The 22,771-nt window shown below is 69.7% G+C and carries 24 protein-coding genes and 1 riboswitch; of the genes, 8 read left to right on the top strand and 16 right to left on the bottom strand.

What is annotated here, in order from left to right:
* The gene (locus IAI59_RS12405) at positions 1 to 915 is read right to left on the bottom strand and encodes an AAA family ATPase (protein ID WP_207418384.1); all 915 of its coding nucleotides are present in this window, start codon (positions 913 to 915) and stop codon (positions 1 to 3) included.
* Positions 915 to 1,742, bottom strand: coding sequence for an SRPBCC family protein (locus IAI59_RS12400; RefSeq protein WP_207418386.1), 828 nt, complete (start codon positions 1,740 to 1,742; stop codon positions 915 to 917). The genes IAI59_RS12405 and IAI59_RS12400 overlap by 1 nt, the downstream gene beginning before the upstream one ends.
* Before the next feature lie 163 nt (positions 1,743 to 1,905).
* Between IAI59_RS12400 and prpB the strand changes: the two genes are divergently transcribed.
* Entirely contained in the window at positions 1,906 to 2,829 is a 924-nt protein-coding gene (prpB, locus tag IAI59_RS12395; protein ID WP_207418387.1) for a methylisocitrate lyase, read from the top strand.
* Positions 2,830 to 2,833: 4 nt separating this feature from the next.
* Here prpB and IAI59_RS12390 read toward each other — a convergent pair whose 3' ends face one another.
* From IAI59_RS12390 to IAI59_RS12380, 3 genes are all read right to left on the bottom strand, one after another.
* Positions 2,834 to 3,814: an ABC transporter substrate-binding protein gene (locus tag IAI59_RS12390; RefSeq protein WP_207418389.1), complete on the bottom strand. Its 981-nt coding sequence runs from the start codon at positions 3,812 to 3,814 to the stop codon at positions 2,834 to 2,836.
* Positions 3,811 to 4,563, bottom strand: coding sequence for an ABC transporter permease (locus tag IAI59_RS12385; RefSeq protein WP_207418390.1), 753 nt, complete (start codon positions 4,561 to 4,563; stop codon positions 3,811 to 3,813). The genes IAI59_RS12390 and IAI59_RS12385 overlap by 4 nt, the downstream gene beginning before the upstream one ends.
* Positions 4,560 to 5,303 (bottom strand): ABC transporter ATP-binding protein, encoded by a 744-nt coding sequence (locus IAI59_RS12380; RefSeq protein WP_207418393.1) that lies wholly within the window; start codon positions 5,301 to 5,303, stop codon positions 4,560 to 4,562. The genes IAI59_RS12385 and IAI59_RS12380 overlap by 4 nt, the downstream gene beginning before the upstream one ends.
* Positions 5,299 to 5,408: riboswitch (TPP riboswitch) on the bottom strand. Its footprint overlaps the gene before it by 5 nt.
* A 24-nt stretch (positions 5,409 to 5,432) precedes the next feature.
* Here IAI59_RS12380 and IAI59_RS12375 point away from each other — a divergent pair.
* Together IAI59_RS12375 and IAI59_RS12370 are read left to right on the top strand one after the other, a co-directional pair.
* Positions 5,433 to 6,632: an acetoin utilization protein AcuC gene (locus IAI59_RS12375; RefSeq protein ID WP_207418394.1), complete on the top strand. Its 1,200-nt coding sequence runs from the start codon at positions 5,433 to 5,435 to the stop codon at positions 6,630 to 6,632.
* Positions 6,633 to 6,640: 8 nt separating this feature from the next.
* Entirely contained in the window at positions 6,641 to 7,114 is a 474-nt protein-coding gene (locus IAI59_RS12370) for a DUF192 domain-containing protein (RefSeq protein WP_207418395.1), read from the top strand.
* Here the strand turns inward: IAI59_RS12370 and IAI59_RS12365 are convergent.
* Positions 7,111 to 8,121: an MBL fold metallo-hydrolase gene (locus tag IAI59_RS12365; RefSeq protein ID WP_207418396.1), complete on the bottom strand. Its 1,011-nt coding sequence runs from the start codon at positions 8,119 to 8,121 to the stop codon at positions 7,111 to 7,113. The genes IAI59_RS12370 and IAI59_RS12365 overlap by 4 nt on opposite strands.
* Positions 8,118 to 9,005: an ATP-binding protein gene (locus tag IAI59_RS12360; protein ID WP_207418397.1), complete on the bottom strand. Its 888-nt coding sequence runs from the start codon at positions 9,003 to 9,005 to the stop codon at positions 8,118 to 8,120. Before IAI59_RS12360 ends, IAI59_RS12365 begins: the two co-directional genes overlap by 4 nt.
* Positions 9,006 to 9,111: 106 nt before the next feature.
* Between IAI59_RS12360 and yajC the strand changes: the two genes are divergently transcribed.
* Complete coding sequence (gene yajC / locus IAI59_RS12355) at positions 9,112 to 9,450, top strand: preprotein translocase subunit YajC (protein WP_207418401.1); 339 nt, start codon at positions 9,112 to 9,114, stop codon at positions 9,448 to 9,450.
* A gap of 72 nt (positions 9,451 to 9,522) precedes the next feature.
* Here yajC and IAI59_RS12350 read toward each other — a convergent pair whose 3' ends face one another.
* Positions 9,523 to 10,161 carry a superoxide dismutase gene (locus IAI59_RS12350; RefSeq protein ID WP_207418402.1) on the bottom strand — a complete coding sequence of 213 codons (639 nt, stop codon included), beginning with the start codon at positions 10,159 to 10,161 and terminating at the stop codon, positions 9,523 to 9,525.
* Between the two features lie 147 nt (positions 10,162 to 10,308).
* On the opposite strand from IAI59_RS12350, the gene IAI59_RS12345 reads away from it, so the two are divergent.
* Positions 10,309 to 11,148, top strand: a complete 840-nt coding sequence (locus IAI59_RS12345) for a phytoene/squalene synthase family protein (RefSeq protein ID WP_207418404.1) — start codon at positions 10,309 to 10,311, stop codon at positions 11,146 to 11,148.
* Here the strand turns inward: IAI59_RS12345 and IAI59_RS12340 are convergent.
* Complete coding sequence (locus IAI59_RS12340) at positions 11,145 to 11,504, bottom strand: DUF805 domain-containing protein (protein WP_207418406.1); 360 nt, start codon at positions 11,502 to 11,504, stop codon at positions 11,145 to 11,147. The two genes, IAI59_RS12345 and IAI59_RS12340, sit on opposite strands and share 4 nt — an antisense overlap.
* Before the next feature lie 57 nt (positions 11,505 to 11,561).
* A complete protein-coding gene (locus IAI59_RS12335; RefSeq protein ID WP_207418408.1) occupies positions 11,562 to 12,050 on the bottom strand; it encodes an Lrp/AsnC family transcriptional regulator in 489 nt (162 codons plus the stop codon).
* A 131-nt stretch (positions 12,051 to 12,181) separates the two neighbouring features.
* On the opposite strand from IAI59_RS12335, the gene IAI59_RS12330 reads away from it, so the two are divergent.
* Entirely contained in the window at positions 12,182 to 13,435 is a 1,254-nt protein-coding gene (locus IAI59_RS12330) for a D-amino acid dehydrogenase (protein ID WP_207418410.1), read from the top strand.
* Here the strand turns inward: IAI59_RS12330 and IAI59_RS12325 are convergent, their stop codons facing one another.
* Genes IAI59_RS12325 through IAI59_RS12310 form a run of 4 tightly spaced genes read right to left on the bottom strand, consistent with a single transcriptional unit; the run spans position 13,436 to position 16,851 of the window.
* Complete coding sequence (locus IAI59_RS12325; RefSeq protein WP_207418412.1) at positions 13,436 to 14,251, bottom strand: MetQ/NlpA family ABC transporter substrate-binding protein; 816 nt, start codon at positions 14,249 to 14,251, stop codon at positions 13,436 to 13,438.
* A gap of 12 nt (positions 14,252 to 14,263) precedes the next feature.
* Positions 14,264 to 15,076 (bottom strand): MetQ/NlpA family ABC transporter substrate-binding protein, encoded by an 813-nt coding sequence (locus IAI59_RS12320; RefSeq protein WP_207418414.1) that lies wholly within the window; start codon positions 15,074 to 15,076, stop codon positions 14,264 to 14,266.
* A 28-nt stretch (positions 15,077 to 15,104) separates the two neighbouring features.
* Entirely contained in the window at positions 15,105 to 15,770 is a 666-nt protein-coding gene (locus tag IAI59_RS12315) for a methionine ABC transporter permease (RefSeq protein ID WP_207418416.1), read from the bottom strand.
* Between the two features lies 1 nt (position 15,771).
* Positions 15,772 to 16,851, bottom strand: coding sequence for a methionine ABC transporter ATP-binding protein (locus IAI59_RS12310; RefSeq protein ID WP_207418418.1), 1,080 nt, complete (start codon positions 16,849 to 16,851; stop codon positions 15,772 to 15,774).
* A gap of 434 nt (positions 16,852 to 17,285) precedes the next feature.
* Here IAI59_RS12310 and IAI59_RS12305 point away from each other — a divergent pair, with 434 nt between their 5' ends.
* Together IAI59_RS12305 and IAI59_RS12300 are read left to right on the top strand one after the other, a co-directional pair.
* Positions 17,286 to 18,926 carry a DEAD/DEAH box helicase gene (locus IAI59_RS12305; protein ID WP_207418419.1) on the top strand — a complete coding sequence of 547 codons (1,641 nt, stop codon included), beginning with the start codon at positions 17,286 to 17,288 and terminating at the stop codon, positions 18,924 to 18,926.
* 50 nt (positions 18,927 to 18,976) lie between these two features.
* Positions 18,977 to 20,332: a M20/M25/M40 family metallo-hydrolase gene (locus tag IAI59_RS12300; protein WP_207418420.1), complete on the top strand. Its 1,356-nt coding sequence runs from the start codon at positions 18,977 to 18,979 to the stop codon at positions 20,330 to 20,332.
* Here the strand turns inward: IAI59_RS12300 and IAI59_RS12295 are convergent.
* Together IAI59_RS12295 and IAI59_RS12290 are read right to left on the bottom strand one after the other, a co-directional pair.
* On the bottom strand, positions 20,326 to 21,099 hold the full coding sequence (locus tag IAI59_RS12295) for a FadR/GntR family transcriptional regulator (RefSeq protein ID WP_207418422.1): 774 nt from the start codon (positions 21,097 to 21,099) through the stop codon (positions 20,326 to 20,328). The genes IAI59_RS12300 and IAI59_RS12295 overlap by 7 nt on opposite strands.
* Before the next feature lie 76 nt (positions 21,100 to 21,175).
* The gene (locus tag IAI59_RS12290; protein WP_207418423.1) at positions 21,176 to 22,762 is read right to left on the bottom strand and encodes an ABC transporter substrate-binding protein; all 1,587 of its coding nucleotides are present in this window, start codon (positions 22,760 to 22,762) and stop codon (positions 21,176 to 21,178) included.
* Positions 22,763 to 22,771: the final 9 nt, after the last annotated feature.

Here is a 22,771-nt window from a genome sequence, read left to right as displayed (position 1 = left end):
TCAGAACGGAACGGTCACGGCCGGCGGGGCCTTGACGGCTTCCAGCAGCCTGGCGGCCTCGGCGCCGCGCAGCTTGGCGATGTCGTCCTGGTACTTCAGCAACGCCCCCAGGGTATCGTCGACCAGGAGAGGCTCCAGTTCGGTGGCATCGAGGGCCCCCAGCGCCGTGGCCCAGTCGATGGTCTCCGCCACCCCGGGGTACTTGAAAAAATCGCCGTCCCGCACGCGCTGCACGAAGTCCACGACCTGTGCCGACAGCTTGGCCGGCAGGCCGGGGGCCCGGCGGTCCAGGATCGCGCGTTCCCGGGCAGCGTCGGGGTAGTCGACCCAATGGTACAAACAACGGCGGCGGATCGCATCGTGCACCTCGCGCGTTCGGTTGCTGGTCAGCACGACGATGGGGGGCGTTTCCGCCCGGATGGTGCCGATTTCCGGGATGGAGAGCTGGAAGTCGGCCAGGATCTCCAGCAGAAATGCCTCGAACGGTTCGTCCGCCCGGTCCAGTTCGTCGATCAGCAGCACCGCCGGGGTGCCGGTCAGCGCCGACAGCAGCGGCCGTTCCTGCAGAAAGCGCCGGTCGTAGATGCCGGCCTCCAGACTGGCCCGATCGGCTTCCCCGCTCGCCTCCGCCAGCCGGATGGCCATCAGCTGCCGGGCATGGTTCCATTCATAGGCTGCGGCCGACAGGTCCATGCCGTCATAGCATTGCAGCCGTACCAGGCGCCGGCCGAGGCCCGCGGCCAGGACCTTGGCGATCTCCGTCTTGCCGGTGCCCGGTTCGCCTTCCAGAAAAAGCGGGCGCCCCATCGCCAAGGCGAGGTGCACTGTCGTCGCCAACGCCCGGTCGGCGACGTAGCCGCCGGCCGCGAGCAACTGCTCCGTGGCTTCCACCGAGGCGGGCGGGGTCATCCGCATCACCCGCGCAGGAACAGCACGACCAGCAGCACCAGCCAGATCAGCGTGCCGCCCCAGAAGGTCAAAGGCAGGCCGAAGATCTCGGTGGGCACCAGCGACAGGACCGACAGCGCGGCGGGCTGGCTCGCCGGGCGGGGCGGGGCGTAGCCGCGCGGCGACACGGGCTGCTGGCCGCCTTCCATGCCGGGCGGCTTGTCGCCCGCATGCTCGGACAGGCCGGCGCCGATGATGGTCGCCGAGCCCAGGCGCTCCAGCGGCGACGAGTCACCGATCTCCGTGCCGGGGGCAGGGGTCGGCACCGTGCCCTCGGGCAGCACAGCCTCGTGCGACGGGCGGGGCGTGGCGGGGGCGTCCTGGGAAGCCGGTGCCGCCGCCGGCTCGGCCGGGGTGGAGACATAGGCGGCGAAGCGGTCGAAGAATTGGTCGGCCATCTGCTTGGCGGTGCTGTCGATCAGCCGCGCACCCAGCTGCGCCATCTTGCCACCCACCTGCGCCTTGACGTTGTAGGTCAGCAGCGTCGTCGTGGGGCCGAGCTCGCGTAGCGCCACGTCGGCGCCCCCCTTCGCGAAGCCCATGGCACCGCCGTTGCCTTCGCCGCCGATGGTGTAGGACTCGGGCGGGTTGATGTTGGTGAGCTGCATCTTGCCCGCGAACTTGGCGGCCATCGGGCCCAGCTTCACGGCTACGCGGGCCTGAAAGGAATCGTCGCCCGTCCGTTCCACCGTCTCGCACCCCGGGATCGAAGCGCGCAGCACCTCGGGGTCGTTCAGGCCCTGCCATACGGTTGCGCGGGGCGCCTCGATGCGCCGTTCGCCGGACATTTCCATGGCAGCTACTCCCAGAGGTTCGGTCCGCCTGCGGCGGTTCGCGTCGTGTCGGTCAGGATCAAGCTAAGGCCGGATGGCCCGCCCGCAAAGCCCGCCCCCGCGGCCATGGCCGAGGGCCGGGCCGGGTGTTAGGTGTGGGCGAAACGTCCCTCAAGGAAAAACGATGCCCTACCTCATCGCCGATGACCTGCCCGACGCCCCCGCCGGCCAGCGGTTCCGCACGCTGCTGGAGCGCCCGCAGATCCTGCGCATGCCAGGGGCGCATCTCGGCATCGCCGCGCTCCTGGCGAAGAAGGCGGGGTTCGAGGCGCTCTACATGTCCGGCGCCGCCATGACAGCGACCATGGGCATCCCCGACCTCGGCATGATCACGGTGGATGACGTCGCCTGGCACATCCGCCAGGTGTCCCGCGCCGCCGGCTTGCCGGTGCTGGTGGATGGCGACACCGGCTATGGCGAGGCGCTCAACGTCATGCACATGGTCCGCGCCTTTGAGGAGGCCGGCGCCGGCGCGGTACACCTGGAAGATCAGCTGCTGCCCAAGAAGTGCGGCCACCTGAACGACAAGAAGCTGGCCGATGCACGGGACATGGCGGCCAAGGTGGCGGCGGCTCGCAAGGCCCGCCGCCACCTGTATCTCATCGCGCGCACGGATGCCGCTGCCAGCGAAGGCATGGATGGCGCCGTGGCCCGCGCCAAGCTGTACCTGGAGGCCGGCGCCGACGCGATCTTCCCCGAGGCGCTGACCACGCGCGAGATGTTCCAGGAATTCGCCCGGCGCATGCCGGGCGTGAAGCTGCTGGCCAACATGACTGAGTTCGGCCGCACGCCTTTCTTCACCGCCGAGGAATTCGAGGCGATGGGGTATTCCATGGTGATCTGGCCGGTCAGCCACCTGCGCGTCGCGGCGAAGTCGATGGAGCAGCTGTATGCCGCCATCCGTCAGGACGGCGGCACGCACAACATGGTGGACCGCATGCAGACGCGGGCCGAGCTGTACCAGACCATCGACTACCACGCCTACGAGTCGCTGGACGCCACGCTGGTGGCGACGGTGGTGCCAGAGGCGATGCCGCAGCGCGGCTGACACCTCAGGCCGGCGGCAGCTCCACCGCATAGCTTTCCACCGGTGGCACGCTGCCGATCATCTTGCGGCCCTGCAGGAACTTCGCGAATCGCTCATACCGGTTGCGGTCCAGCGCCGCCGGGCTGAGCGAGAAGCGATCCGCCGTATCCGCGAAGGCACGGCGGTTCAGCTCGTTGTCCAGCTCGCGGCGCGGGCCGGAGATGAACATTTTCCAGCTTTCCTCGCGGTTGTTGAGCAGAAAGGTGGTGGCGCTTTCCAGGGCGTCCATGAAGCGGCGGAGCACGGGGTCGCGCACGCGGTCCTTGTGCGCCACGTAGATCAGCTCGTCATAGATCGGCATGCCGTGCTGCTCGGGGTAGAAGGCGCGGCCGGGGCGGCCCTCGATGTCGAGCTGGTGCAGCTCGAAATTGCGGAAGCCGCCCAGGATGGCATCCACCTGCCCGGACATGAGGGCGGATGACAGGCCGAAGTTGACGTTCACCAGCGTCACGTCCTTCGACGACAGCCCGACGGTGCCGAGAATGGTGTCGATCGCCACCTCCTCGAACCCCGCGGTGCTGAAGCCGATCTTCCTGCCCTTCAGGTCTGCCAGCGTTTTCACGGCGCCGTCCCGCAACACCGTCAGCGTGGACAGCGGCGTGGCGACCAGGGTGCCGACACGGGCCAGCGGCAGGCCCTGGTCCACCGCCAGGTGCAGGCTCTTCTGGTAGTAGACGCCGAGATCCGCCTGCTTGGCGGCCACCAGCCGGGGCGGGTCGTTGGGGTCGGCGGGGGCGATGATGCGCACCTCCAGCCCGGCCCGGGCGAAGTGGCCGCCCTCCTGCGCCACCACGATGGGCGCGTGGTCCGGGTTGACGAACCAGTCCAACATCAGCGTCAGCTTGGCGGGCGAGGGCGCCGCCGGGGTGGTCTGCGCCATGGCGGCGGAGGCCGGCAGGGCGAGGGCGGCCAGCCCGGGCAGCGCCCGGCGGGTGATCAGGCTCATCGGTCTGCTCCATCGAGAAGGGCATCAGGCTGCCAGGGCAGGGCCCTGCGCAGCAGGAGGTCGGTCACGAACCACAGCGCCATGGCCATGGTGGCCAGAATGGCGAGGGCGGCGAACATCACGTCAGTCTGGCTGCGGCCGTTGGCCTGCAGCATCGCGTAGCCGAGGCCCGAGGAGGCCCCGACCCATTCCCCCACCACCGCGCCGATCGGCGCCACGGCGGCGGCCACCCGCAGGCCGGACGCGAGGCCCGGCAGTGCCGCCGGCACCCGCACCCGCCACAGCACAGCGGCGCGGCTGGCGCCCATGGTGGCGGCGAGATCCAGCCACCCCGGCTCCGTCCGCCGTAGCCCGTCGTAGAAGGCGGTGGCCACGGGAAAGAAGATGATGATGGTGGCCATGGCGATCTTGCTGGCCATGCCGAAGCCCAGCCACAGGGTCAGCAACGGCGCGATGGCGAAGACCGGGATGGCCTGGCTGGCGATCAGCAGCGGCAGCAGCCAGCGCCGCCCCTCGCGCCAGGCGGTCAGCAGCAGTGCGGTGGCCATGCCCAGCAGGCTGCCGAACAAAAGGCCCAGCAGGATCTCGGTGGCCGTGGTGCCGGCATGGCCGACCAGCAGGTCCCACCGCGTCCACAACACGTTCCAGACCCGCAGCGGGGAGGGCAACAGGAAAGGCGGCACCGCCGTCCAGCGCACGAAGCCTTCCCACGCCAGCAGCAGGCCGATGGCAGCGATGATGGCCCTCATGCCGCCTCCGACAGGCGTTCCAGCAGCTTGGCCTGGGCGGCCAGCACGGCGGGGTCGGCCGCGGCGCGCAACGGCGGCGTGGGGGGCAGGGGCAGCTCCTCCGCCACGGCGCCCCCTGGCCCCGGGCGCAGGACCAGGATGCGGTGGGCCATGCGCAGCGCTTCCAGCGGGTCATGCGTCACCAGCAGCACGGTGCGGCCGGCCAGCAGTTCGGCCGCCAATCCCTGCAGCCGGTGCCGGGTGGGGGCGTCCACGGCGCTGAACGGCTCGTCCATCAGCACGAAGGGGCGGTCGTCCATCAGCGTGCGGGCCAGGGCGGCGCGCTGGCGCATGCCGCCGGAAAGTTCCGCCGGGCGGGCGGTGTCCCGCCCCGCCAGCCCCACCGCCGCGATCAGCCGGTCGGCGCGGGCGCGGTCCGGGCGCTCGCCCCGCAGCCGGGCGCCGAGCATGACGTTGGCGCGCAGGTCCAGCCACGGCATCAGGAGGTCCTGTTGCCCCATCCAGGCGATGCGGCCGGCAAGGGGGCGGCCGTCATCCGGCAGCAGGCGCGCTTCGGGCGGCAAGGGGATCAGGCCGGCCAGCAGCCGCAGCAAGGTGGACTTGCCGACGCCGGATGCGCCGAGCAGCGCCGTGACCTGGCCAGCGGCGAAATGCAGCTCGCAGGCATCCAGGATGGCGCGGCCGCCAAGGCGGATCACGGGAAGGGACACGCCCAGGCCGGGCGCGACAATGGCCGCCATGCGAAACCTCCGATCCCTTCGCCGGCATGACCCGGATCAGGTTCAAGGGGTCGCAGGGCCTATCCCTGCCTCTCAGCCTCAACAAAGGCTCCCCCCGGATGCCGGCTTCTAGGCACGGCCGCGCGTTGGATGCAAGTTCCCAACGGCTTGGCCCCCAGCAGCAAGGACGACCGCCCCGTGGACCACCTGTCGACCACCGATGCCGGTCCGCTGCTGATCGCGTCCGAGATCTATCGCGGCTCCTCCTATGGACCGAAGCACCCGCTGGCGATCCCGCGTGTATCCACGGCGGTGGACCTGATCCGCACGCTCGGCTGGCTGGACCCGGCCCGCTTTATCGACAGCCCCATGGCGACGCCGGCGCAGTTGCGGCGCTTCCACACGCCGGACTACGTGGCGGCGTTGCAGGCGGCCGAGGCGGCGCAGGCCGTGCCGCCCGAGGTCCGGGAGCGGCACCACATCGGGGCGCATGGCAACCCGGTGTTCCGCGAAGTGTTCCGCCGACCCGCCACGGGCTGCGGCGGCGTGATCCTGGCGGCGCGGCTGCTCGCGGAGCGAGGCATCGTGCATGTGCCCGGCGGCGGTACCCACCACGGGCGGGCGGACCGGGCCAGCGGGTTCTGCTATCTGAACGACGCCGTGCTGGGACTTTTGGCCTGGTTGGACCAGGGGCTAACGAACATCCTCTACATCGACATCGACGCGCATCACGGCGACGGGGTGCAGGATGCCTTCGCCGATGACCCGCGCGTCTTCACGCTGTCGGTGCACGAGGCCGGGCGCTGGCCCTTCACGGGCGCTTTGGCGGACCGCGCCGGCGGCCATGCCCGCAACATCCCGGTGCCGCAGGGGCTCAACGACAGCGAGATGGACTGGCTGCTCCGTCACGCCATACTACCGGTGGCCCAGCATCTGCGGCCCCAGGCGATCATGCTGCAATGCGGTGCGGATTCGCTGGAAGAAGACCCGCTCGCCAAGCTGTCGCTCTCCAACAACGCTTATTGGGCCGTGGTGCGGGCGGTGATGCCTTTGGCACCGCGGCTGTTGGTGCTGGGGGGCGGTGGTTACAATCCCTGGTCCGTGGGGCGGTGCTGGGCCGGCATTTGGGGGGTGCTGAACGGGCGGGAGCCACCGGTGCGGCTGCCCTTCGCGACGGAGTCGGTGCTGCGGGGCCTGGTGTACGGCCGCGCGGCAGGCCGCAACCCGCCGGAACACTGGTTCACTACCCTGCGGGATGCCCCGCGCGAGGGACCAGTTCGATTAGAAATCCGCCATCTGGCGGCGGCGACGCTGGAAGGGCTGCCCGTGGCGGGCGGGGCCGTGGCATAAGCATGCGCATGCGCCGCCGCCTCCTGCTGGCCCTGCCAGCGCTCCTCCCCATGATCACCGCTGCCCGGGCCCAGACGGGGCCACAGCCGGCCCTGCCGACCGAGAAGCTGGTGATCGTCACCCGTGACGGGACGCACCACGACTTCGAAGTCGAGATGGCCCTGACCGCCGACCAGCAAACGGTGGGACTGATGTTCCGCCCGGAGGTGAAGCCGGACGGCGGCATGCTGTTCGACTGGGGCGCGCCGCGCGACAGCGCCATGTGGATGCGCAATACCATCACATCGCTGGACATGGTGTTCATCAACGCCGATGGCCGCATCCGCCGCATCGCCGAGCGCACGGTGCCGCTGAGCCTCGCCACCGTGGAAAGCCGCGGCCCTGTCCGTGCCACGCTGGAGCTCGCCGCCGGAACCGCCGAGCGGCTGGGCCTGCACCCAGGCGACCAGGTGCGGCAGCGCATCTTCGGCAACGCCCCCTAGCCAAACGTCAGGGGCACCACGAACGTCTGGCCGAAGCCCGGCAGGGCGAAGTCCTCCGCCGGGATGCCGGCGGCGGCGAGCGCCACGCCCGGAGCGTGCGCGGGGGCATCGATCGCTTCCTGGGTCAGCTTGAAGGTGCCGAAGTGCATGGCCAGGGCCTGCCGGGTGCGCAGGGCCTGAAAGGCGCGCACGGCTTCCTCCGGGTTCATGTGGACCTGCTGCATGAACCAGCGCGGCTCATAGGCGCCGATCGGGATCAACGACACGTCGAACGGACCGGCGAAGTGGCCGATCTCCTCGAAATGCGCGCCCCAGGCCGAATCCCCGGTGAAATGCAGCCGCCCGCCGCCGGCCCGGATGGCGAAGCCGCCCCACAGCGTCCGCCCGCGGTCGAACAAGCTGCGGGCGCCGACGTGCCGCGCCGGCAGGAAGGTCGCCACCGCCCCGCCCGGCAGGGCGGCGTCCTGCCACCAGTCCAGTTCCAGCACGTCCCGCAGCCCGTGCTTGGCCAGCAGCTTCGCGTTGCCCAGTCCGGTCACGATCCGGGTCGTGCCGCGCGCTTGCAGGCGCCGCAGGGTAGGGATGTCGCAGTGGTCATAGTGGTTGTGGCTGAGCAAAATCGCATCGACCGGCGGCAGCGCGTCCAGGTCCAGCCCCGGTGCCCGGACCCGCTTCGGGCCGGCAAAGGAGAAGGGGCTGCACCGATCGCTCCAGATCGGATCGGTCAGCAGGGTCGGGCCGCCATGGAACCGGATCAGGAAGGTGGCATGGCCGACAAAGGTAATCGCCACATGTCCTTCCGGCGGCAAGGCCGGCGGCGGGAAGGGCGGGTCCTGCACCTGCCTGGGCCAGGGCGTGCCCTGGTTCCGCTCGGCGAACAATCGCCGCAGTTCCGCGCCGCTCGGCCCGGCGCGGCTGCCATCGGGATTGAGGAACCGACCATCGCGCCGCTGCGCCCCCCTGGGCCGCGGGCGGGCCGGCTGGCGTGGCACCGGGGCGTCGGTCATCGGGCGGGCAGGGCCACGCCCCGCCGCCCGGCGAGATCCATGATGAACTGCCAGGCCACGCGGCCCGACCGTCCGCCACGCGTCACCGACCACTCCACCGCCTGCCGTCGCAGTTCCTCCGGCGGGACATCCAGGCCGAGAGATGCCGCGTAACCCTCGACCATGGCGAAGAAGGTGGACTGGTCGGCGTTGTGGAAGCCGATCCACAGCCCGAAGCGATCGCTGAGCGAGACCTTCTCCTCCACCGCCTCGCCCGGGTTGATGGCGGTGCTGCGCTCGTTCTCGATCATGTCGCGCGCCATCAGGTGGCGGCGGTTGCTGGTGGCGTAGAACAGCACGTTGGCGGGGCGCCCTTCGATGCCGCCATCGAGCACCGATTTCAACGCCTTGTAGTCCTGGTCCTCCCGCTCGAAGGACAGGTCGTCGCAGAAGACCAGGAAGCGCCGGGGGCTGTCGCGCAGCAGGTTCAACAGCTCGGGCAGGGTGCGGATATCCTCGCGCTGGATCTCGACCAGGACGAGGCCGCCCCGCAGCCCGGCATTGGCGGCCGCGTGCGCCGCCTTGACCAGCGAGGACTTGCCCATGCCCCGTGCGCCCCAGAGCATGGCGTTGTTGGCCGGCAGCCCGCGGGCGAAGCGGACCGTGTTCTCCGTCAACAGCCGCTTCTGCTGGTCCACGCCCTGCAGCAGTCCGATCTCCACCGCCGCCACCTGCCGCACCGGCTGCAGCCGGGCAGGGGCGCCCTGGCCTGAGGCGGGGTGCCACACGAAGGCGTCGGCGACCGTCAGGTCGGGCCTGCCAGCCGGCGGCGGGGCCAGCCGTTCCAGGGCCTGGGCGATGCGGGCGAGGGTGGGCAACAAGGGGTGGGACGACGCTTCGGACAAACGCTGCGCTCCGGCGTCCAGGCTTGGACTGGGCTGGCATGGTTGACTGGACAGGCCGGCAGGCTAGGTTCGCGCCCGTCACACGGCAAGACGGAAGCCCCCCAAGATGTTCATCTCTCCCGCCTATGCTCAGGACGCCGCTGCCGGCGCCAGTGCCATGGTCCTGCAGTTCGCCCCGCTCATCCTGATCTTCGTGGTGTTTTATTTTCTGCTGATCCGCCCGCAGCAGAAGCGTGCCAAGGAACACCGCGTGATGCTGACCTCGCTGAAGCGTGGCGACCGCATCATCACCGGCGGCGGCATTCTCGGAACCGTCACCAAGGTGAAGGAAGGCTCCGAGGAGATCGAGATCGAGGTGGCGCCGAACACGCGGCTGAACGTGGTGCGCAACACCATCGGCAGCGTCATCCGCCCGACGGCTGCGAACGACGCCAAGGCCGGCTGAACCCGGCGGACAGCGGACACAAAAAAAGGGCCGGAGGATTTCCTCCGGCCCTTTTTCATGGACGAAAGGCGATCAGGCCGACTGGCCGGACTTCAGCCCACCGGCGTTCATGATCTCCTCGACCTTCTCCCAGTTGACCAGCTTGGCCAGGAAGTTGTCGAGGTAGCCGGGGCGGACATTGCGGAAGTCGAGGTAGTAGGCGTGCTCCCACACGTCGGCGCCGAGCAGCGGGGTGCCCTCGCCGGTCGCGATCGGGTTGGAGCCGTTGGGGGTCTTGGTGACCTTCAGCTTGCCGCTCGGGTCCATGATCAGCCAGGCCCAGCCGGAGCCGAACTGAGTGACGCCCGCCTGCTTGAAGGCTTCCTTGAACTGCGCGAGGCCGCCGAAATCTTCGTTGATCTTGGCGCCGATCTTGCCGGGCAGGCTGTCGCCGCCGCCATTCGGCTTCATCACCTGCCAGAACAGCGTGTGGTTCCAGTGCTGACCGGCCTGGTTCAGCACCGGCAGGCCGTCGGCGCCGGCCTTGCCGGCCTCGGCGACAATCTGCTCCAGCGTCTTGCCGGCGAGGCCCTTGCTTTCCACCAGGCCGTTCAGCGCGGTGACATAGGCCTGGTGATGCTTGCCATGGTGCAGTTCCAGCGTCTCCTGGCACATGCCGGAAGCGGCGAGGGCGGAGGCGTCATAGGGAAGCGGAGGCAGGCTGAAGGCCATGTGGCGATACTCCCGTGCGATGGTCCGGGCCGCGGCGGATGCCGTGGCTGATGTTTCGTAACCGCCGTGACAGCTAGGCGTGCCCCCACGGCACGTCAAGCAAGCGGCCGGGTTTGCCTCCGGCCCCGGGCGGTTCATAACGCCCGCATGCCCGATCCCGCGCCGCTTTCCGAACTCGCCGCCAGCTTGCGGCGCAATGACCCGGACCGCTTTCTTTGCGCCCTGTTCGCGCCGCCCGCACAGCGGGAAACCCTGTTTCTGCTTTCAGCCTTCGACCATGAGCTGGCTTGGGCCAGGGCGGTCACCAGCACCGTCATGACCGGGCTGATCCGCCTGCAATGGTGGCGCGACGTGGTGGAGGAAGCCGCCGGCGACGCGCCGCCCCGCCAGCATGAGGTCGCGGCCCCCTTGTGCAGCGCCATCCGGGAGGGCCGGCTGAATGCCGATGCGCTGCTTCCGATGATCGACGCGCGGGAAGCCGAGGTGGAGGAGGAAATGCCCAGTGCCGATGCGCTCTGGGCCTTTCTGCGCGGCACCGGCGGCGGGCATGCCGTGGCGGCCGGGCAGGTGCTGGGCGCGCCGGCGAACCTAGTGCCGGCGCTGCAGGCGGTGGGCGCGTGTTCGGGCATGGCACGGATGCTGCGAGGCATTGGCCCCGCCGCCGCGCAGGGCCGCACGCTGCTGCCGGCGGACCTGCTCGGGCAGCACGGGTTGACGCCGGAAGACGTGGTGCGCGACCCCTCCGCATCCGGGGTCACGGCAGTGGCGCAGGTGCTGGCGCAGGACGCGCTGACCCGGCTGCGGCAGGCACGGCGCGACCTGTCCGGCCTGCCGCGCCAAGCCGTGGCCGCGGTGCTGCCCGGCCGCCTGGCGGAGCGGGACCTGCGCCGCGTGCTGGCCAGGGGCTGGAGCCCGGCGGCACCGCCCCCGCCGCGCGGGGTGGCGGACCGGCTGGCCGTGATGTGGGGCGGCTGGCGGGGAGTCTAGCCGGGGGGGCGTGGTCCGAAGCGGTTGCTCCCTGGCGCACCGGGCAGCCCGCCGAGCAGCAGAAGGGCCAACAACGGCCCGATGGCCGGCAAGCCGAAGATCAGCACCACCCAGCCGCCCGGCAGGCCGAGGTCATGCAGCCGCTTGACGAAGGCGGCGACCATGCCGATCACCCCGATGATGGCGGCCAAGCTGGTGACCAGCCCGCCGTCCGGGTCGGGCATCGCCATGCCGGCGGTGAACAGCATCTCGTCCAGCATCGCGCCCAGGATGAACAGCGCCGCCAGGGGCCAAACGTATTCCTGCCAGAACTGCCGGCGGGAGATCCGCCCGGAGACGTGGAACCAGCCCGACATGCGGCAGATCCTGGCCTGGTTGCGGTCGTCAGGATAGGCGGCAGCCGGGACGCGCCGCTAGTCCTCCGTGCCCGGGGCGGGGGTGCTGCGCACCACGGTGCGGATGGCGAAGGCCGACTGGATGCGTGACACGCCGGGCATGCGCGACAATTGCTCCTTGTGGATTCGCTCGTAATCCGCCGCGTCCCGCGCCTCGACCCGCAACTGGTAGTCGGATGCTCCGGTCATCAGATAGCATTCGCAGACTTCCGGGCATTGCCGGACGGCGGCCTCGAAGCGGTTGAAGGCGTCTTCCGTCTGACGTTCCAGGGTGATCTGCACGATGACCACGGTGCGGGCCTGGGTGGCCTGCTCCTCGATGATGGCGGTGTAGCCCCGGATGACCCCCGCCGCCTCCAGCAGCAGGCGCCGCCGGAGGCAGGCCGAGGGCGACAACCCGATGGCGGCGGCAAGGTCGGCATTGCTGATCCGCCCATCCGCCCGCAACAACCGGAGCATGCGGCGGTCGGTCGGGTCGAGGGTGGATGGTTGAAGAATCTTCGACATAACCGCAGAAAATTCGAGGTTGAGCGGCGCAAATCGCATGGTCTGCCGCTGATCGCAACCACCTGCCGTGATTTCCCGACTACGCTCATGCTTTCGCGCCCAGGTTCGGCGCGTGGCGGAGCATGGCTGCGATGAAGGTTCTCGTTCTCGGCGCCGGCGTGGTCGGCGTTACTTCCGCCTGGTACCTCGCCCGGGCGGGGCATGAGGTGACGGTGGTGGACCGCCAGCCGGCGGCGGGGCTGGAAACCAGCTTCGCCAATGCCGGCCAGGTGTCGTTCGGCTATTCCTCGCCCTGGGCCGGGCCTGGCATCCCGCAGAAGGCGCTGAAGTGGATGACCATGCGGCACAGCCCGCTGGTGGTGCGGCCGCGCCTCGACCCGCGCCAATGGTCGTGGCTGCTGCAGATGCTGCGCAACTGCACCGAGGCCGCCTATCAAACCAACAAGTCCCGCATGGTGCGGGTGGCCGACTACAGCCGCAACGCCCTGGCCGACCTGCGCAACGAGACGGGCATCGAATACGACCAGCGCGAGCGGGGCACCTTGCAGTTGTTCCGTACCCAGCAGCAGCTGGACCATATCGGCGATGACCTGCGGGTGTTGCGGAAATACGGCGTGCCCTTCCAGGTGCTGGACCCCGCCGGCTGCGTCGGGGCCGAGCCCGCGCTGGAGCGGGTGCGGGACAAGTTCGTCGGTGGCCTGCGGCTGCCCGAGGACGAAACGGGCGACGCGCAGATCTTCACGCAACGCCTGGCGGCCCTTTGCGTCGAGAAGGGGGTGGTGTTCCGCTACGGCACGGCCATCGAGCGCATCCTGGTCGAGGGTGGCGACATTTCCGGCGTCGTCACCGGCGCCGGCACCCTGACGGCGGACCGCTACCTGCTGGCGCTGGGCAGCTATTCGCCGAAGCTGCTGGCTCCGCTCGGTTTGAAGATCCCGGTCTATCCGGTGAAGGGATATTCCATCACCGTACCAATCGCCGACCCGATGGCCGCGCCGGTGTCAACCGTGATGGACGAGACCTTCAAGATCGCCATCACCCGGCTGGGCGACCGCATTCGCGTGGGCGGCACCGCCGAGATCGCGGGCTACGACCTGTCCTTGCACGAGGAACGCAAGCAGACCCTGCTGCATTCCGTGCGCGACCTGTACCCCGATGCCGGGCGCTACGAGGAAGCGAAGTTCTGGACTGGCCTGCGGCCGATGACCCCCGACGGCACGCCGATCATCGGCCCCACGAAGTTCAGCCGCCTGTTCCTGAACACCGGCCATGGCACGCTGGGCTGGACCATGTCCTGCGGCAGCGGCAAGCTGGCCGCCGATCTGGTCGGCGGCCAGCGGCCCAACATCGAGCATGCCGACCTGGCGATGTCCCGCTACGCCTGATCAGGCACCGACGATGACGGACCCGCCGAAGGTCTTCTCCACGAAGTCCTTGACCGCCGGGTCGGCATAGGCGCGGGCCAGCTTCACGGCCCAGGGCTTCGCCTCGTCGCCCCGGCGGGTCACCACCAGCACGGTGTAGACGCTGTCGGCACCCTCCACCGCCAGCCCGTCCCGGATGGGGTTCAGCCCTGCCGGCACGGCGTAGTTGCCGGTGATGGCGGCGGCATCGACGTCATCCAGGCTGCGGGCGATGGAAGCGGCTTCCAGCTCCACGATGCGGATGCGCTTCGGGTTTTCCGTGATGTCGGCCACGGAGGCGCGGAAGTCGGCGCCGTCGCGCAGCTTGAACACGCCGGCCTTGGCCAGCAGCAACAGGGCACGGCCACCGTTGGTCGGGTCGTTCGGGATGGCGACGCGGGCCCCGGCGGGCAGGTCCGACAATGCCTTCACCTTGCGGCTGAACACGCCCATGACGGTCAGCACCGTCTTGCCGACCGGCACGAAGTCATAGCCGCGCTGCTGCTTCTGCGCGTCCAGGAACGGCTGGTGCTGATAGGTGTTGGCGTCGATCTCGCCCGCCTGCAGCGCCACGTTGGGCTGGATGAAATCGGCGAACTCCGTGATCCTGACCACGAAGTTGTCGCGTGCCAGCACGTCGCGCACCACCTCCAGCACCTGGCCGTGCACGCCGGCGGTGACGCCGACGCGCAGCGGGCGCGCGGTGGTGCCGATGTCCGTCGCGCCCTGGGCGCGCAGGGTCCGGGGCAGCAGCAGGGCCGCGCCGCCGGCGAAAACAAGGGAACGTCGGGTCAACATGGTCCTGGCTCCTCAGAAAGCGGGTACGACCGAACCCTGGAAGGTGTCGCGCACGAAGGTCTTGATCTCGTCGTTCTGGTAAGCCGCCACCAGCTTGCGGGCCCACGGCGCGTCTGCATTGTCGCGCCGCACCACCACAAGGTTGGCGTAGGGGCTGTCGGCGCTTTCAATGGAGATGGCGTCGCGCACCGGGTTCAGCCCGGCGGGAATGGCGAAATTGGTGTTGATGGCCGCGGCCTCCACCTCGTCCAGCGCGCGGGGGATCTGAGCCGCTTCCAGCTCGACGATGCGCAGGCGGCGGGGGTTCTCGGTCACGTCCGCCACCGTGGCGCGGAAGTCGGCCCCGTCGCGCAGCTTGAAGGCGCCGGCGGCAGCCAGCAGCACCAGGGCGCGGCCGCCATTGGTCGGGTCGTTCGGAATGGCGATGCGGCCGCCGTTCGGCACATCGGCGATGCGCTTGTGCTTGCGCGAATAGATGCCCATCGGGAAGACCAGGGTCTTGGCCACCGCCACCAGCGGCAGGTTGCGGTCCTTCACGGCCTGGTCGAGAAACGGCTGGTGCTGGAAGCTGTTGGCATCCAGGTCGCCCGCCGCCAGCGCGGCGTTCGGGGTGATGTAATCGGTGAAGGGCACGATGCGGATCACCAGCCCGTCACGGGCAGCGATCTCCTGCACCTTTTCCAGCACCTGGCTGTGCGGGCCGGCGGTCGCGCCAACCTTCAGCGGGCGGGCGGCGGTGCCGGGATCGGCGCCCTGCGCAAAGGCGCGGGGCGCGAAGGGCAGGGCAAGGCTGGCACCCAGCAGGGCGCGGCGATTGAAGCTCATCCGGCGTGTTCCTTTGTTTTTGCGTCGTTCAGCGGCGCCGCACGCGCCGCACCAGCCAGTCGCCCAGGGATTGCAGCCCCTGCACGAACAGGATCAGCACCAGCACCACGCTCGCCATGACTTCCGGCATGAAGCGCTGGTAGCCGAAGCGGATGCCGAGATCCCCCAGCCCGCCGCCGCCCACGGCACCGGCCATGGCGGAAAAGCCGACCAAGCTGACCAGCGTGACGGTCACGGCCGCGATCAGGCCCGGCAGCGCCTCCGGCACCAGCACCTTCCACAGGATCTGCAGCCGGGTGGCGCCCATGGCGCGCGCCGCCTCCACCACGCCGCGGTCCACTTCGCTGAAGGCGCTTTCGAACAGGCGTGCGGTGAAGGCGGTGGCCGCCAGTGCCAGCGACACGATGGCCGCCGTGGTGCCGATGGAGGTGCCCGCCACCATGCGGGTGAACGGCACGATGGCGACCATCAGGATGATGAACGGGGTGGAACGCACGGCGTTGATCAGCAGCCCGACCGGCCGGTTCACCAGGCCGTTCTGCGCCAGCCCGCCGCGCGCCGTGGCATGCAGCAGCAAGGCCAGCGGCAGGCCGACGACCACGGCGATGAGCGCCGCGCCGCCGACCATGATCAGCGTTTCCCAGGCGGCTTCCAGGAACAAGTCCTGCAGGGAAGGGGTGAGCCAGGGGATCATCTCAACGCACCTCCGCCAGCGGCGTCACGGCTAGGCCGAGTTCCTCGAACCACGCGACAGCCTCGTCGAGCCGTGGCGCCGCGCCATAGGCGGCGAGGGCCATCAGGCCGAAGGGCTCGCCAGCGATTTCGTCGATGCGGCCGGAAATGATGTCGAGGTCGATGCCGAAGCGGCGCGAAGCCTCGCTGATCACCGCGCGCGTGCTGTTAGGGCCGGCGAACAGCACCTGCAGCAGCCGTCGTTCCTCGCCGGGGCGCGGCGGCGGCAGGCGCGCCACGGTGCCGGGGGGCACGGAATGGCCGATGGTGCCGGCGACGAAGCTGCGGGTGGTCGGGTGTGCCGGGCGGGTGAAGACATCGAACACCCGGCCCTGTTCCAGCACCTGCCCCGCTTCCATGACGGCGACGCGGTCGCAGATCTCCTTCACCACCGCCATCTCGTGGGTGATCAGCAGCACCGTCAGGTCCAGCTTGTCCCGCAGGCTGCGGATCAGCCCCAGGATGTCATGGGTGGTTTCCGGGTCCAGCGCGCTGGTCGCCTCGTCGCACAGCAGGATGCGTGGGCGGGGGGCCAGGGCGCGGGCGATGCCGACGCGCTGCTTCTGGCCGCCGGACAACTGCGCCGGATAAGCCTCGGCCTTTTGCGCCAGCCCGACCAGCGCCAGCACCTCCGCCACGCGCGCATCCCGCTCCGCCCTCGGCATGCCCGCGACTTCCAGCGGAAACGCCACGTTGCCGGCGACGGTGCGCGACGACAGCAGGTTGAAGTGCTGGAACACCATGCCGATGCCACGCCGGCGCTGGCGCAACGCCGCGTCATCCAGCGTCAGCAGGTTTTCGCCGAACACCAGCACCTCGCCCTCGGCGGGACGCTCCAGCAGGTTCACGCAGCGGATCAGGGTCGATTTGCCGGCACCCGAGCGGCCGACGATGCCGAAGATCTCGCCGGCGGCGACATCCAGCGAAACGCCATCCAGCGCCTTGGTGACACTGCCCTGTCGGTTGCGGAAATGCCGCGTCAGCCCGCGCAGGCGGATGACGGGCGACGGCACGGGGGACACCCCGGGCGATGAAGCGGGCATGGCTATTCCGGAGAAGCAGGCCGAGCAGGCTCGGCGGAAAACGGACGGTGCGGGGGCGCTCGGCCTGTGTTCAGGCGGAGGTCCGGGCGGGGCCTAGTTCCGACAGAAGGGTCGCATCATTTCGGGCTGGCGTCCTGGCGCTTTAGCGGTTGGTGTCGCGGGGCAAGCTGCATGCGTCAAATTCCGCGGGAAATGACGTGCATTTCCAGGATCTACAATGCCGCTCTGTGGGCCCGCCCGCAAGCGGGCTTGAACACCGCCAACCCATGCGTGCATCGCATGTCTCCCCACCCAACCCAACGCCAAAGATGCAATCCGGGGCGGGGCGGGGTATGAGGCGCGTCATCGCCGGGCGTTGCAGTGCAGCCAGCACCACGCCTGCCATGGCCCATCGCCGTCCCTGCACCGATCATCCGCCGGATTTTTGCCGACCTATGCCCTTTCCTGCCTCCTTGCCCCCCGTGCTGCTGCGCGCCCTCCACGAGCGCGGCTATGCCGAGCCGACCTCCGTGCAGGCCGCCGTGCTGGAGGACGGGACGCGGGGCCGTGACCTGCTGGTGTCGGCGCAGACCGGCTCCGGCAAGACCGTTGCCTTCGGCCTCGCCGTGGCGCCGGACCTGATGGGCAGCGAGGACCACCTGCCGCCCGCCCGCAACCCGCTCGCCCTGGTAGTGGCGCCGACGCGGGAACTGGCGTTGCAGGTGAAGAACGAGCTGGCCTGGTTGTACGCGCCGGCCGGTGGCCGCGTTGTCAGCTGCGTGGGCGGCATGGACCCGATCGCCGAGCGCCGCGCCCTGTCGCAGGGCGCGCACATCGTCGTGGGGACCCCGGGCCGCCTGCGCGACCACCTGGACCGCGGCAACCTGCAGCCGGATGCGCTGCGCGCCGTGGTGCTGGACGAGGCGGACGAGATGCTGGACCTCGGTTTCCGCGAGGAGCTGGAAGCCATCCTGGACGCCGCGCCGGAAGGGCGGCGGACCCTGATGTTCTCTGCCACCGTGCCCAAGGCCATCGCCCATCTCGCGGAAAGCTACCAGCGCGATGCCCTGCGCATCGAGGCCGGCAAGGAAGGCGGCCAGCACGGCGACATCGAGTACCGCGTCGCCATCATCGCCCCGCATGACGTGGAGCGCGCGGTGGTGAACCTGCTGCGTGCGTCGGATTCGCCCCGCGCCATCGTGTTCTGCTCTACGCGCGCCGCCGTGGCCCGGCTGCATGGCAATCTGGCCGAGCGTGGCTTCGCCGCGGTGTCGATCTCCGGTGAGCTGACCCAGGCCGAGCGCAGCCGTGCGTTGCAGGGCCTACGGGATGGCAAGGCGCAGGTCTGCGTTGCCACGGATGTCGCGGCGCGCGGCATCGACCTGCCGGACCTCGGCTTGGTGATCCATGCCGAGCTGCCCAAGGAGCCCGAGACGCTGCTGCATCGCAGCGGCCGCACGGGCCGTGCCGGGCGCAAGGGCGTGAGCGTGCTGGTGGTGCCGCCAAGCCGCCGGCGTTTCGCCGAGCGGCTGCTGATGGCGGCCAAGCTGCAGGCCAGCTGGGGCGAGGCACCCTCGGCCGAGCTGATCCGGGAGCGGGATACGGTCCGGCTGGGTGAGCAAGCGAAGACGCTGGCCGCCGAGGAGCCCGCGGCCGACGAGCTGGAAGCTGGCCAGGCGCTGCTGGCCGCTGCCGGCCCGGAGGCGGTGGCTGCCGCGCTGATCCGCCTGCTCCGCGCACCGCTGCCGGCGCCGGAGGAACTGTCCGCCGTGCAGGACGACCGCCGCCCCACCCGTGCCCCGCGGGAGCGGGAAGGTGGCGAGGGCGCATGGTTCCGCATGAATGTCGGGCGTGACGGCAAGGCCGATCCGAAGTGGATCCTGCCGTTCCTGTGCCGCCGCGGGAAGGTGGCGCGCGGCGAAATCGGGCGTATCCGCATTCTCGGCCGGGAAACCCATTTCGAGGTGGCGCCGCATGTGGCGACGCGCTTCGCCGCCGCGGCCCGTCGTCCCGATCCGACCGAACCGCATATTCGCGTGGAGCCGGTGCCGGCTGGCGAGACCGATGCGCGTCAGGACCATCGCGCCCGGCGCTGACCTTCAAAAGCCCGTGCTCGGACTGACACTGGACTCGGTCCGGGCGTCGGATGTTGTTACAGCTGGAACAGGTGCCGCTACCAGGTGGTGCCGAACCAGGACATCCGATTGCCGTGTGGTCGAGGGAAACAGTTTGGGCGATCCAGGAAGGCCAGGCGGCCTTCGGTCCGGTGACTGCGCAGTCCGGAAATCTAGAACGGTTGTCGCTGGCGTCGCCATTGCTGGGCGCGACGGGATGGATCGACAAGCTCGCCCAACTGGTTGCCCTTGATACGGGCGATGGCCGCGGAGCGGGCAACGAGCTTGCCGACGTTCTGCACGACATGTTCGCCCCGCTTGGCCTGTGCTTCCAACGACTGGCCGTGCCATCCGACGGTGATCCGCAACTGGCGATGACGGCAATGCGACGCACGGGCCGGCGCGTTTGCACCATCTATTTCCATACCGACACGCTGCCGCCGGGCGATGGTTGGACACGACCGCCCTTCGCGCTGAGTCGTCATGGCAGCCGCCTTTACGGGCGTGGAACCACCGACGCGAAGGGCGCGATGGCGGCGGTCTGGGCGGCCTTGTGCGCGGCCGATGCCGTGGGCCTCGACCTTGGCTGCGACCCATTGCTGGTCTTCTGTGCTGAGCCGCGCGTCGGCGAACACGCCGGTCTGCGCCATCTGGCCGCCGAAGGGATCATGGGCGACCATGTGATCTACCTGAACGGCACCGCAGCACCCCGCATCTGGACGGCGAGCCCCGGCATCCTCCACTTGTCGATCACCCTGAACGCCGAAGGCGCCTCGACCCATCGCCTTGATGAGGCTGCCAGGATGGTGACGCTACGATTGGCCGACTTCCGCGCTGCCATTGGGGCCGCCGGTCAGGAACCTGTATGCAGCGAATGCTGCGATGGGGACTGCACGGCCGAGGAGCTTTGCATCACGCCGGTGCGGGCGGGCGAAGCCGGTGGATCACGTGCGGATAGCGAGCAGATCCTGGTTTGCCACGCCTTTCGCTCGGTGCAGGACGTGCCACGGATTGTTGCTGAGCTACGGCAGGCGGTGCAGGAAAGCCTTGCCGGTTGGCCGGGAATTGGGGTCGGCGTCCGCATCGTCGCTCAGTCGCCGCCGGTGGCCGGGGCGGATCAGGGGCCGAATGGTGGCCGGTGGCAGAAGTCATTGAGCTGGGGGTTCGGCTTTCCCGCGACAGGCTTCCGGTGCTGGTCGGGGGCCATGGCGTCGCCCATGGGTTTCGTGCAGCAGGCGGGTGTGCAGGAAATCCTGCTGGGTGGCTTGCGCCGGCAAGGCAGCAACATCGATGCCGCCGATGAATTCACCACGGTCGAGGATGTCGAGGCCCTGGCCCGCTCCGTGCTCGCCTACCTTTCCGACGTGAGCGAACTGCCGACCTACTGATGGTCCCGCGCCGCAAGGTGCCGGGCCAGCTTGGCATAGCGGTCACGACTGGCGGCCAGATGCCGCCGCATCGCAAGGCGTGCCGCCGCGGCGTGACCGGCCGTTATGGCGGCAGTGATGCGCGCATGTTCGTCCTGGACCCGGCGCAGATAAGCAAGACGCGCAGCGCCTTCCTCAAGGTGCTGGCCGATGGTCTGGCGCGGTATCAGCAGAGGCCCCAGGAATTCCAGGAAGCGCGGAAAGAAGTCGTTGCCCGTCGCGGCGAAGATGGCCCGATGGAATGCGAGATCCTGCAGCACGGCGCCATCGCCACTTTCCACCGCCAGCGCGAAAGCTTGTGCGGCGGCCTGGATCGCCGCCATGCCTGACGGGTCGCGGCGTTCCGCAGCCAGCCCCGCGGCCTCGCTCTCGATCGCGATGCGCAGCTCGATCACCTGAACAACATCGGCCACAGACCGCATCTCACCCGGGTCGATCCGCACCTGCCCCCGGGCGGCGGGGTCGGCCACAAAGGCGCCAACGCCCTGGCGCGTCGTGACCATCCCCTCGGCCCGCAGTGCGGACACCGCCTCCCGAACCACGGTACGGGAAACCCCGGCCTGTCGCATCAGCGCCTGCTCGGTGGGCAGCCGGTCGCCCGGACTGAGCCGACCGGCACGGATCTCGGCGGCCAGTCGGCGCACCAGCTCGGCCGTCAGATTGCTGGGCGGCGAAAGCGGTGCCAGCTCGATCCCCTGGACCATGTCCGGCCCCACGCGTCGAACCATCGGCTCACCCTTCCGTCGCGCTGCCGCGCCTGTGCTGTGGCGGGCCGCCGGCGCCTGTGCGCCCGGCGGGGCAGGGTCAGGGCGAGCGGGACACGCTGGTGGCCAGCGTCATCTCGTCGGTGCGCGCCTCGTAGGTCAGGCCCTTCTTCATGGCCCAGGTGTTGACGGCGAAATACAGCGGGATGAGCGCCGTCTGGTCGCGCAAGGCCATGCGCGTCGCCTGCTGTGTCAGTCGCTCCCGCTCGCCATTGTCCATGGTCTGGCGTGCCTGCTGGATGATCGCGTCGATCTCCGCATTGCTGAAGCGGCCACGGTTGGCGGTGCCGAGGCCGAGCTTGGTGTCCCAGGTGTGGATTTGCGTTTCCAGCATGCCCAGCACCTCGGGGTTAGGGGAGAAGCCGGCGAAGTTCACCGAATACTTCAGCTGCGCCGCCTCGGACAGCCACACCCCGCGCGGGCGGGTTTCCACCGTGGTCTGCAGCCCGGCGCGCGTCCACATCTGCGCAATGGCCTGCACGATCTGCTCGTCATTGACGAAGCGGTCGTTCGGACCGTTCACCTGCACCGAGAAGCCATTCGGGTAGCCGGCTTCGGCCAGCAGGCGGCGCGCGCCATCCAGGTTGAACGGTTCCGGCGTCAGGTCCGGCGACGTGCCGAAATACCCGGCGGGGCCAAGGTCGCCGGCAGGCTTGCCCTGGCCCTGCAGCACGCGGCTGGTCAAGGCCTCGCGGTTGATCGCCATGGAAAGCGCCTTGCGGACGCGGGCATCGCGCAACGGATTGGGGATGGCCGAGCCATCACGGCCCCGGATATGCGGCGTGGATTCCCGGTCGCTGTCCAGGGTCAGGAACAGCAGGCGGTTGGACGGGCTTTCCGAGACCGTGAAGCGCGGGTCGGCGCGGAACTTGGCGAACTGGTCGGGGGGCACGATCTCGATCAGGTCCACGTCGCCCGCGTTCAATGCGGCGACGCGGGCACCGGAATTGGCCAGCGGCCGGAACTCGACCCGTGCATAGACCGGGGCGGGGCCATGGAAGCTGTCATTGCGCTCCATCACCACCGGGCTTCCCGGCTGCCACGACACATGCCGGTAAGGACCGGTGCCAATCATCGCCTTGCCGGAGTTGTAGTCGTTGGTCGTAGCGTTCTCGCCGTGCTTGCGCGACACGATCATGATCAAGGACAGGTAGTTCGGCAGCAGCGGCGTGGGGGCGCTGGTGTGGATGCGCAGCGTCCCAGGGTCGATCGCCTCCACCGACCGGATCGGCCGCGTGTAGACGCGGAAGGACGAGGGGGAGTTCGGCACGTCTCCGGCACGGCTCAGGGTGAAGGCCACGTCCTCCGCCGTCACCGGCGCCCCGTCGTGGAATCGCGCCGCCGGGTCCAGCTTGATCTCCCAGGTGAGGTCGTCGACAGCGCGCCAGGACGTGGCGATGGCCGGCTTCAGCACCTGCCGCGCATCCTGCTCCATCAGCGGCTGGAAGACGTGCCGGCTGAAGGCGATGTTGGTGATGATGCTGGCGTAGTGCGGATCCAGGCTGGTCGGGCCCGCCTCCATGCCGATGCGCAGCAGGTCCTGTGCCTGGGCCGGCTGGGGCGCCGTGGCGAGAAGGGGGGAAGCGGCGAGGGCAGCCGCGAACAGGCCAGGACGCAGGCGGGACATCGGAACGGC

Origin of the sequence: Roseomonas haemaphysalidis (assembly GCF_017355405.1) — a bacterium.
GTDB lineage: Bacteria > Pseudomonadota > Alphaproteobacteria > Acetobacterales > Acetobacteraceae > Pseudoroseomonas > Pseudoroseomonas haemaphysalidis.
The sequence above is the reverse complement of the archived record's forward strand: the minus strand, read 5'-3'. Positions and strand labels throughout refer to the sequence as shown.

What these genes read in the sequence shown, in the direction of transcription:
- IAI59_RS12405 (WP_207418384.1), bottom strand. Translation starts at nt 915, where the DNA reads ATGCGGATGACCCCGCCCGCCTCGGTGGAAGCCACGGAGCAGTTGCTC.
- IAI59_RS12400 (WP_207418386.1), bottom strand. Translation starts at nt 1,742, where the DNA reads ATGGAAATGTCCGGCGAACGGCGCATCGAGGCGCCCCGCGCAACCGTA.
- prpB (WP_207418387.1), top strand. Translation starts at nt 1,906, where the DNA reads ATGCCCTACCTCATCGCCGATGACCTGCCCGACGCCCCCGCCGGCCAG.
- IAI59_RS12390 (WP_207418389.1), bottom strand. Translation starts at nt 3,814, where the DNA reads ATGAGCCTGATCACCCGCCGGGCGCTGCCCGGGCTGGCCGCCCTCGCC.
- IAI59_RS12385 (WP_207418390.1), bottom strand. Translation starts at nt 4,563, where the DNA reads ATGAGGGCCATCATCGCTGCCATCGGCCTGCTGCTGGCGTGGGAAGGC.
- IAI59_RS12380 (WP_207418393.1), bottom strand. Translation starts at nt 5,303, where the DNA reads ATGGCGGCCATTGTCGCGCCCGGCCTGGGCGTGTCCCTTCCCGTGATC.
- IAI59_RS12375 (WP_207418394.1), top strand. Translation starts at nt 5,433, where the DNA reads ATGCAAGTTCCCAACGGCTTGGCCCCCAGCAGCAAGGACGACCGCCCC.
- IAI59_RS12370 (WP_207418395.1), top strand. Translation starts at nt 6,641, where the DNA reads ATGCGCCGCCGCCTCCTGCTGGCCCTGCCAGCGCTCCTCCCCATGATC.
- IAI59_RS12365 (WP_207418396.1), bottom strand. Translation starts at nt 8,121, where the DNA reads ATGACCGACGCCCCGGTGCCACGCCAGCCGGCCCGCCCGCGGCCCAGG.
- yajC (WP_207418401.1), top strand. Translation starts at nt 9,112, where the DNA reads ATGTTCATCTCTCCCGCCTATGCTCAGGACGCCGCTGCCGGCGCCAGT.
- IAI59_RS12350 (WP_207418402.1), bottom strand. Translation starts at nt 10,161, where the DNA reads ATGGCCTTCAGCCTGCCTCCGCTTCCCTATGACGCCTCCGCCCTCGCC.
- IAI59_RS12345 (WP_207418404.1), top strand. Translation starts at nt 10,309, where the DNA reads ATGCCCGATCCCGCGCCGCTTTCCGAACTCGCCGCCAGCTTGCGGCGC.
- IAI59_RS12340 (WP_207418406.1), bottom strand. Translation starts at nt 11,504, where the DNA reads ATGTCGGGCTGGTTCCACGTCTCCGGGCGGATCTCCCGCCGGCAGTTC.
- IAI59_RS12335 (WP_207418408.1), bottom strand. Translation starts at nt 12,050, where the DNA reads ATGTCGAAGATTCTTCAACCATCCACCCTCGACCCGACCGACCGCCGC.
- IAI59_RS12330 (WP_207418410.1), top strand. Translation starts at nt 12,182, where the DNA reads ATGAAGGTTCTCGTTCTCGGCGCCGGCGTGGTCGGCGTTACTTCCGCC.
- IAI59_RS12325 (WP_207418412.1), bottom strand. Translation starts at nt 14,251, where the DNA reads ATGTTGACCCGACGTTCCCTTGTTTTCGCCGGCGGCGCGGCCCTGCTG.
- IAI59_RS12320 (WP_207418414.1), bottom strand. Translation starts at nt 15,076, where the DNA reads ATGAGCTTCAATCGCCGCGCCCTGCTGGGTGCCAGCCTTGCCCTGCCC.
- IAI59_RS12315 (WP_207418416.1), bottom strand. Translation starts at nt 15,770, where the DNA reads ATGATCCCCTGGCTCACCCCTTCCCTGCAGGACTTGTTCCTGGAAGCC.
- IAI59_RS12310 (WP_207418418.1), bottom strand. Translation starts at nt 16,851, where the DNA reads ATGCCCGCTTCATCGCCCGGGGTGTCCCCCGTGCCGTCGCCCGTCATC.
- IAI59_RS12305 (WP_207418419.1), top strand. Translation starts at nt 17,286, where the DNA reads ATGCCCTTTCCTGCCTCCTTGCCCCCCGTGCTGCTGCGCGCCCTCCAC.
- IAI59_RS12300 (WP_207418420.1), top strand. Translation starts at nt 18,977, where the DNA reads ATGTTGTTACAGCTGGAACAGGTGCCGCTACCAGGTGGTGCCGAACCA.
- IAI59_RS12295 (WP_207418422.1), bottom strand. Translation starts at nt 21,099, where the DNA reads ATGGTTCGACGCGTGGGGCCGGACATGGTCCAGGGGATCGAGCTGGCA.
- IAI59_RS12290 (WP_207418423.1), bottom strand. Translation starts at nt 22,762, where the DNA reads ATGTCCCGCCTGCGTCCTGGCCTGTTCGCGGCTGCCCTCGCCGCTTCC.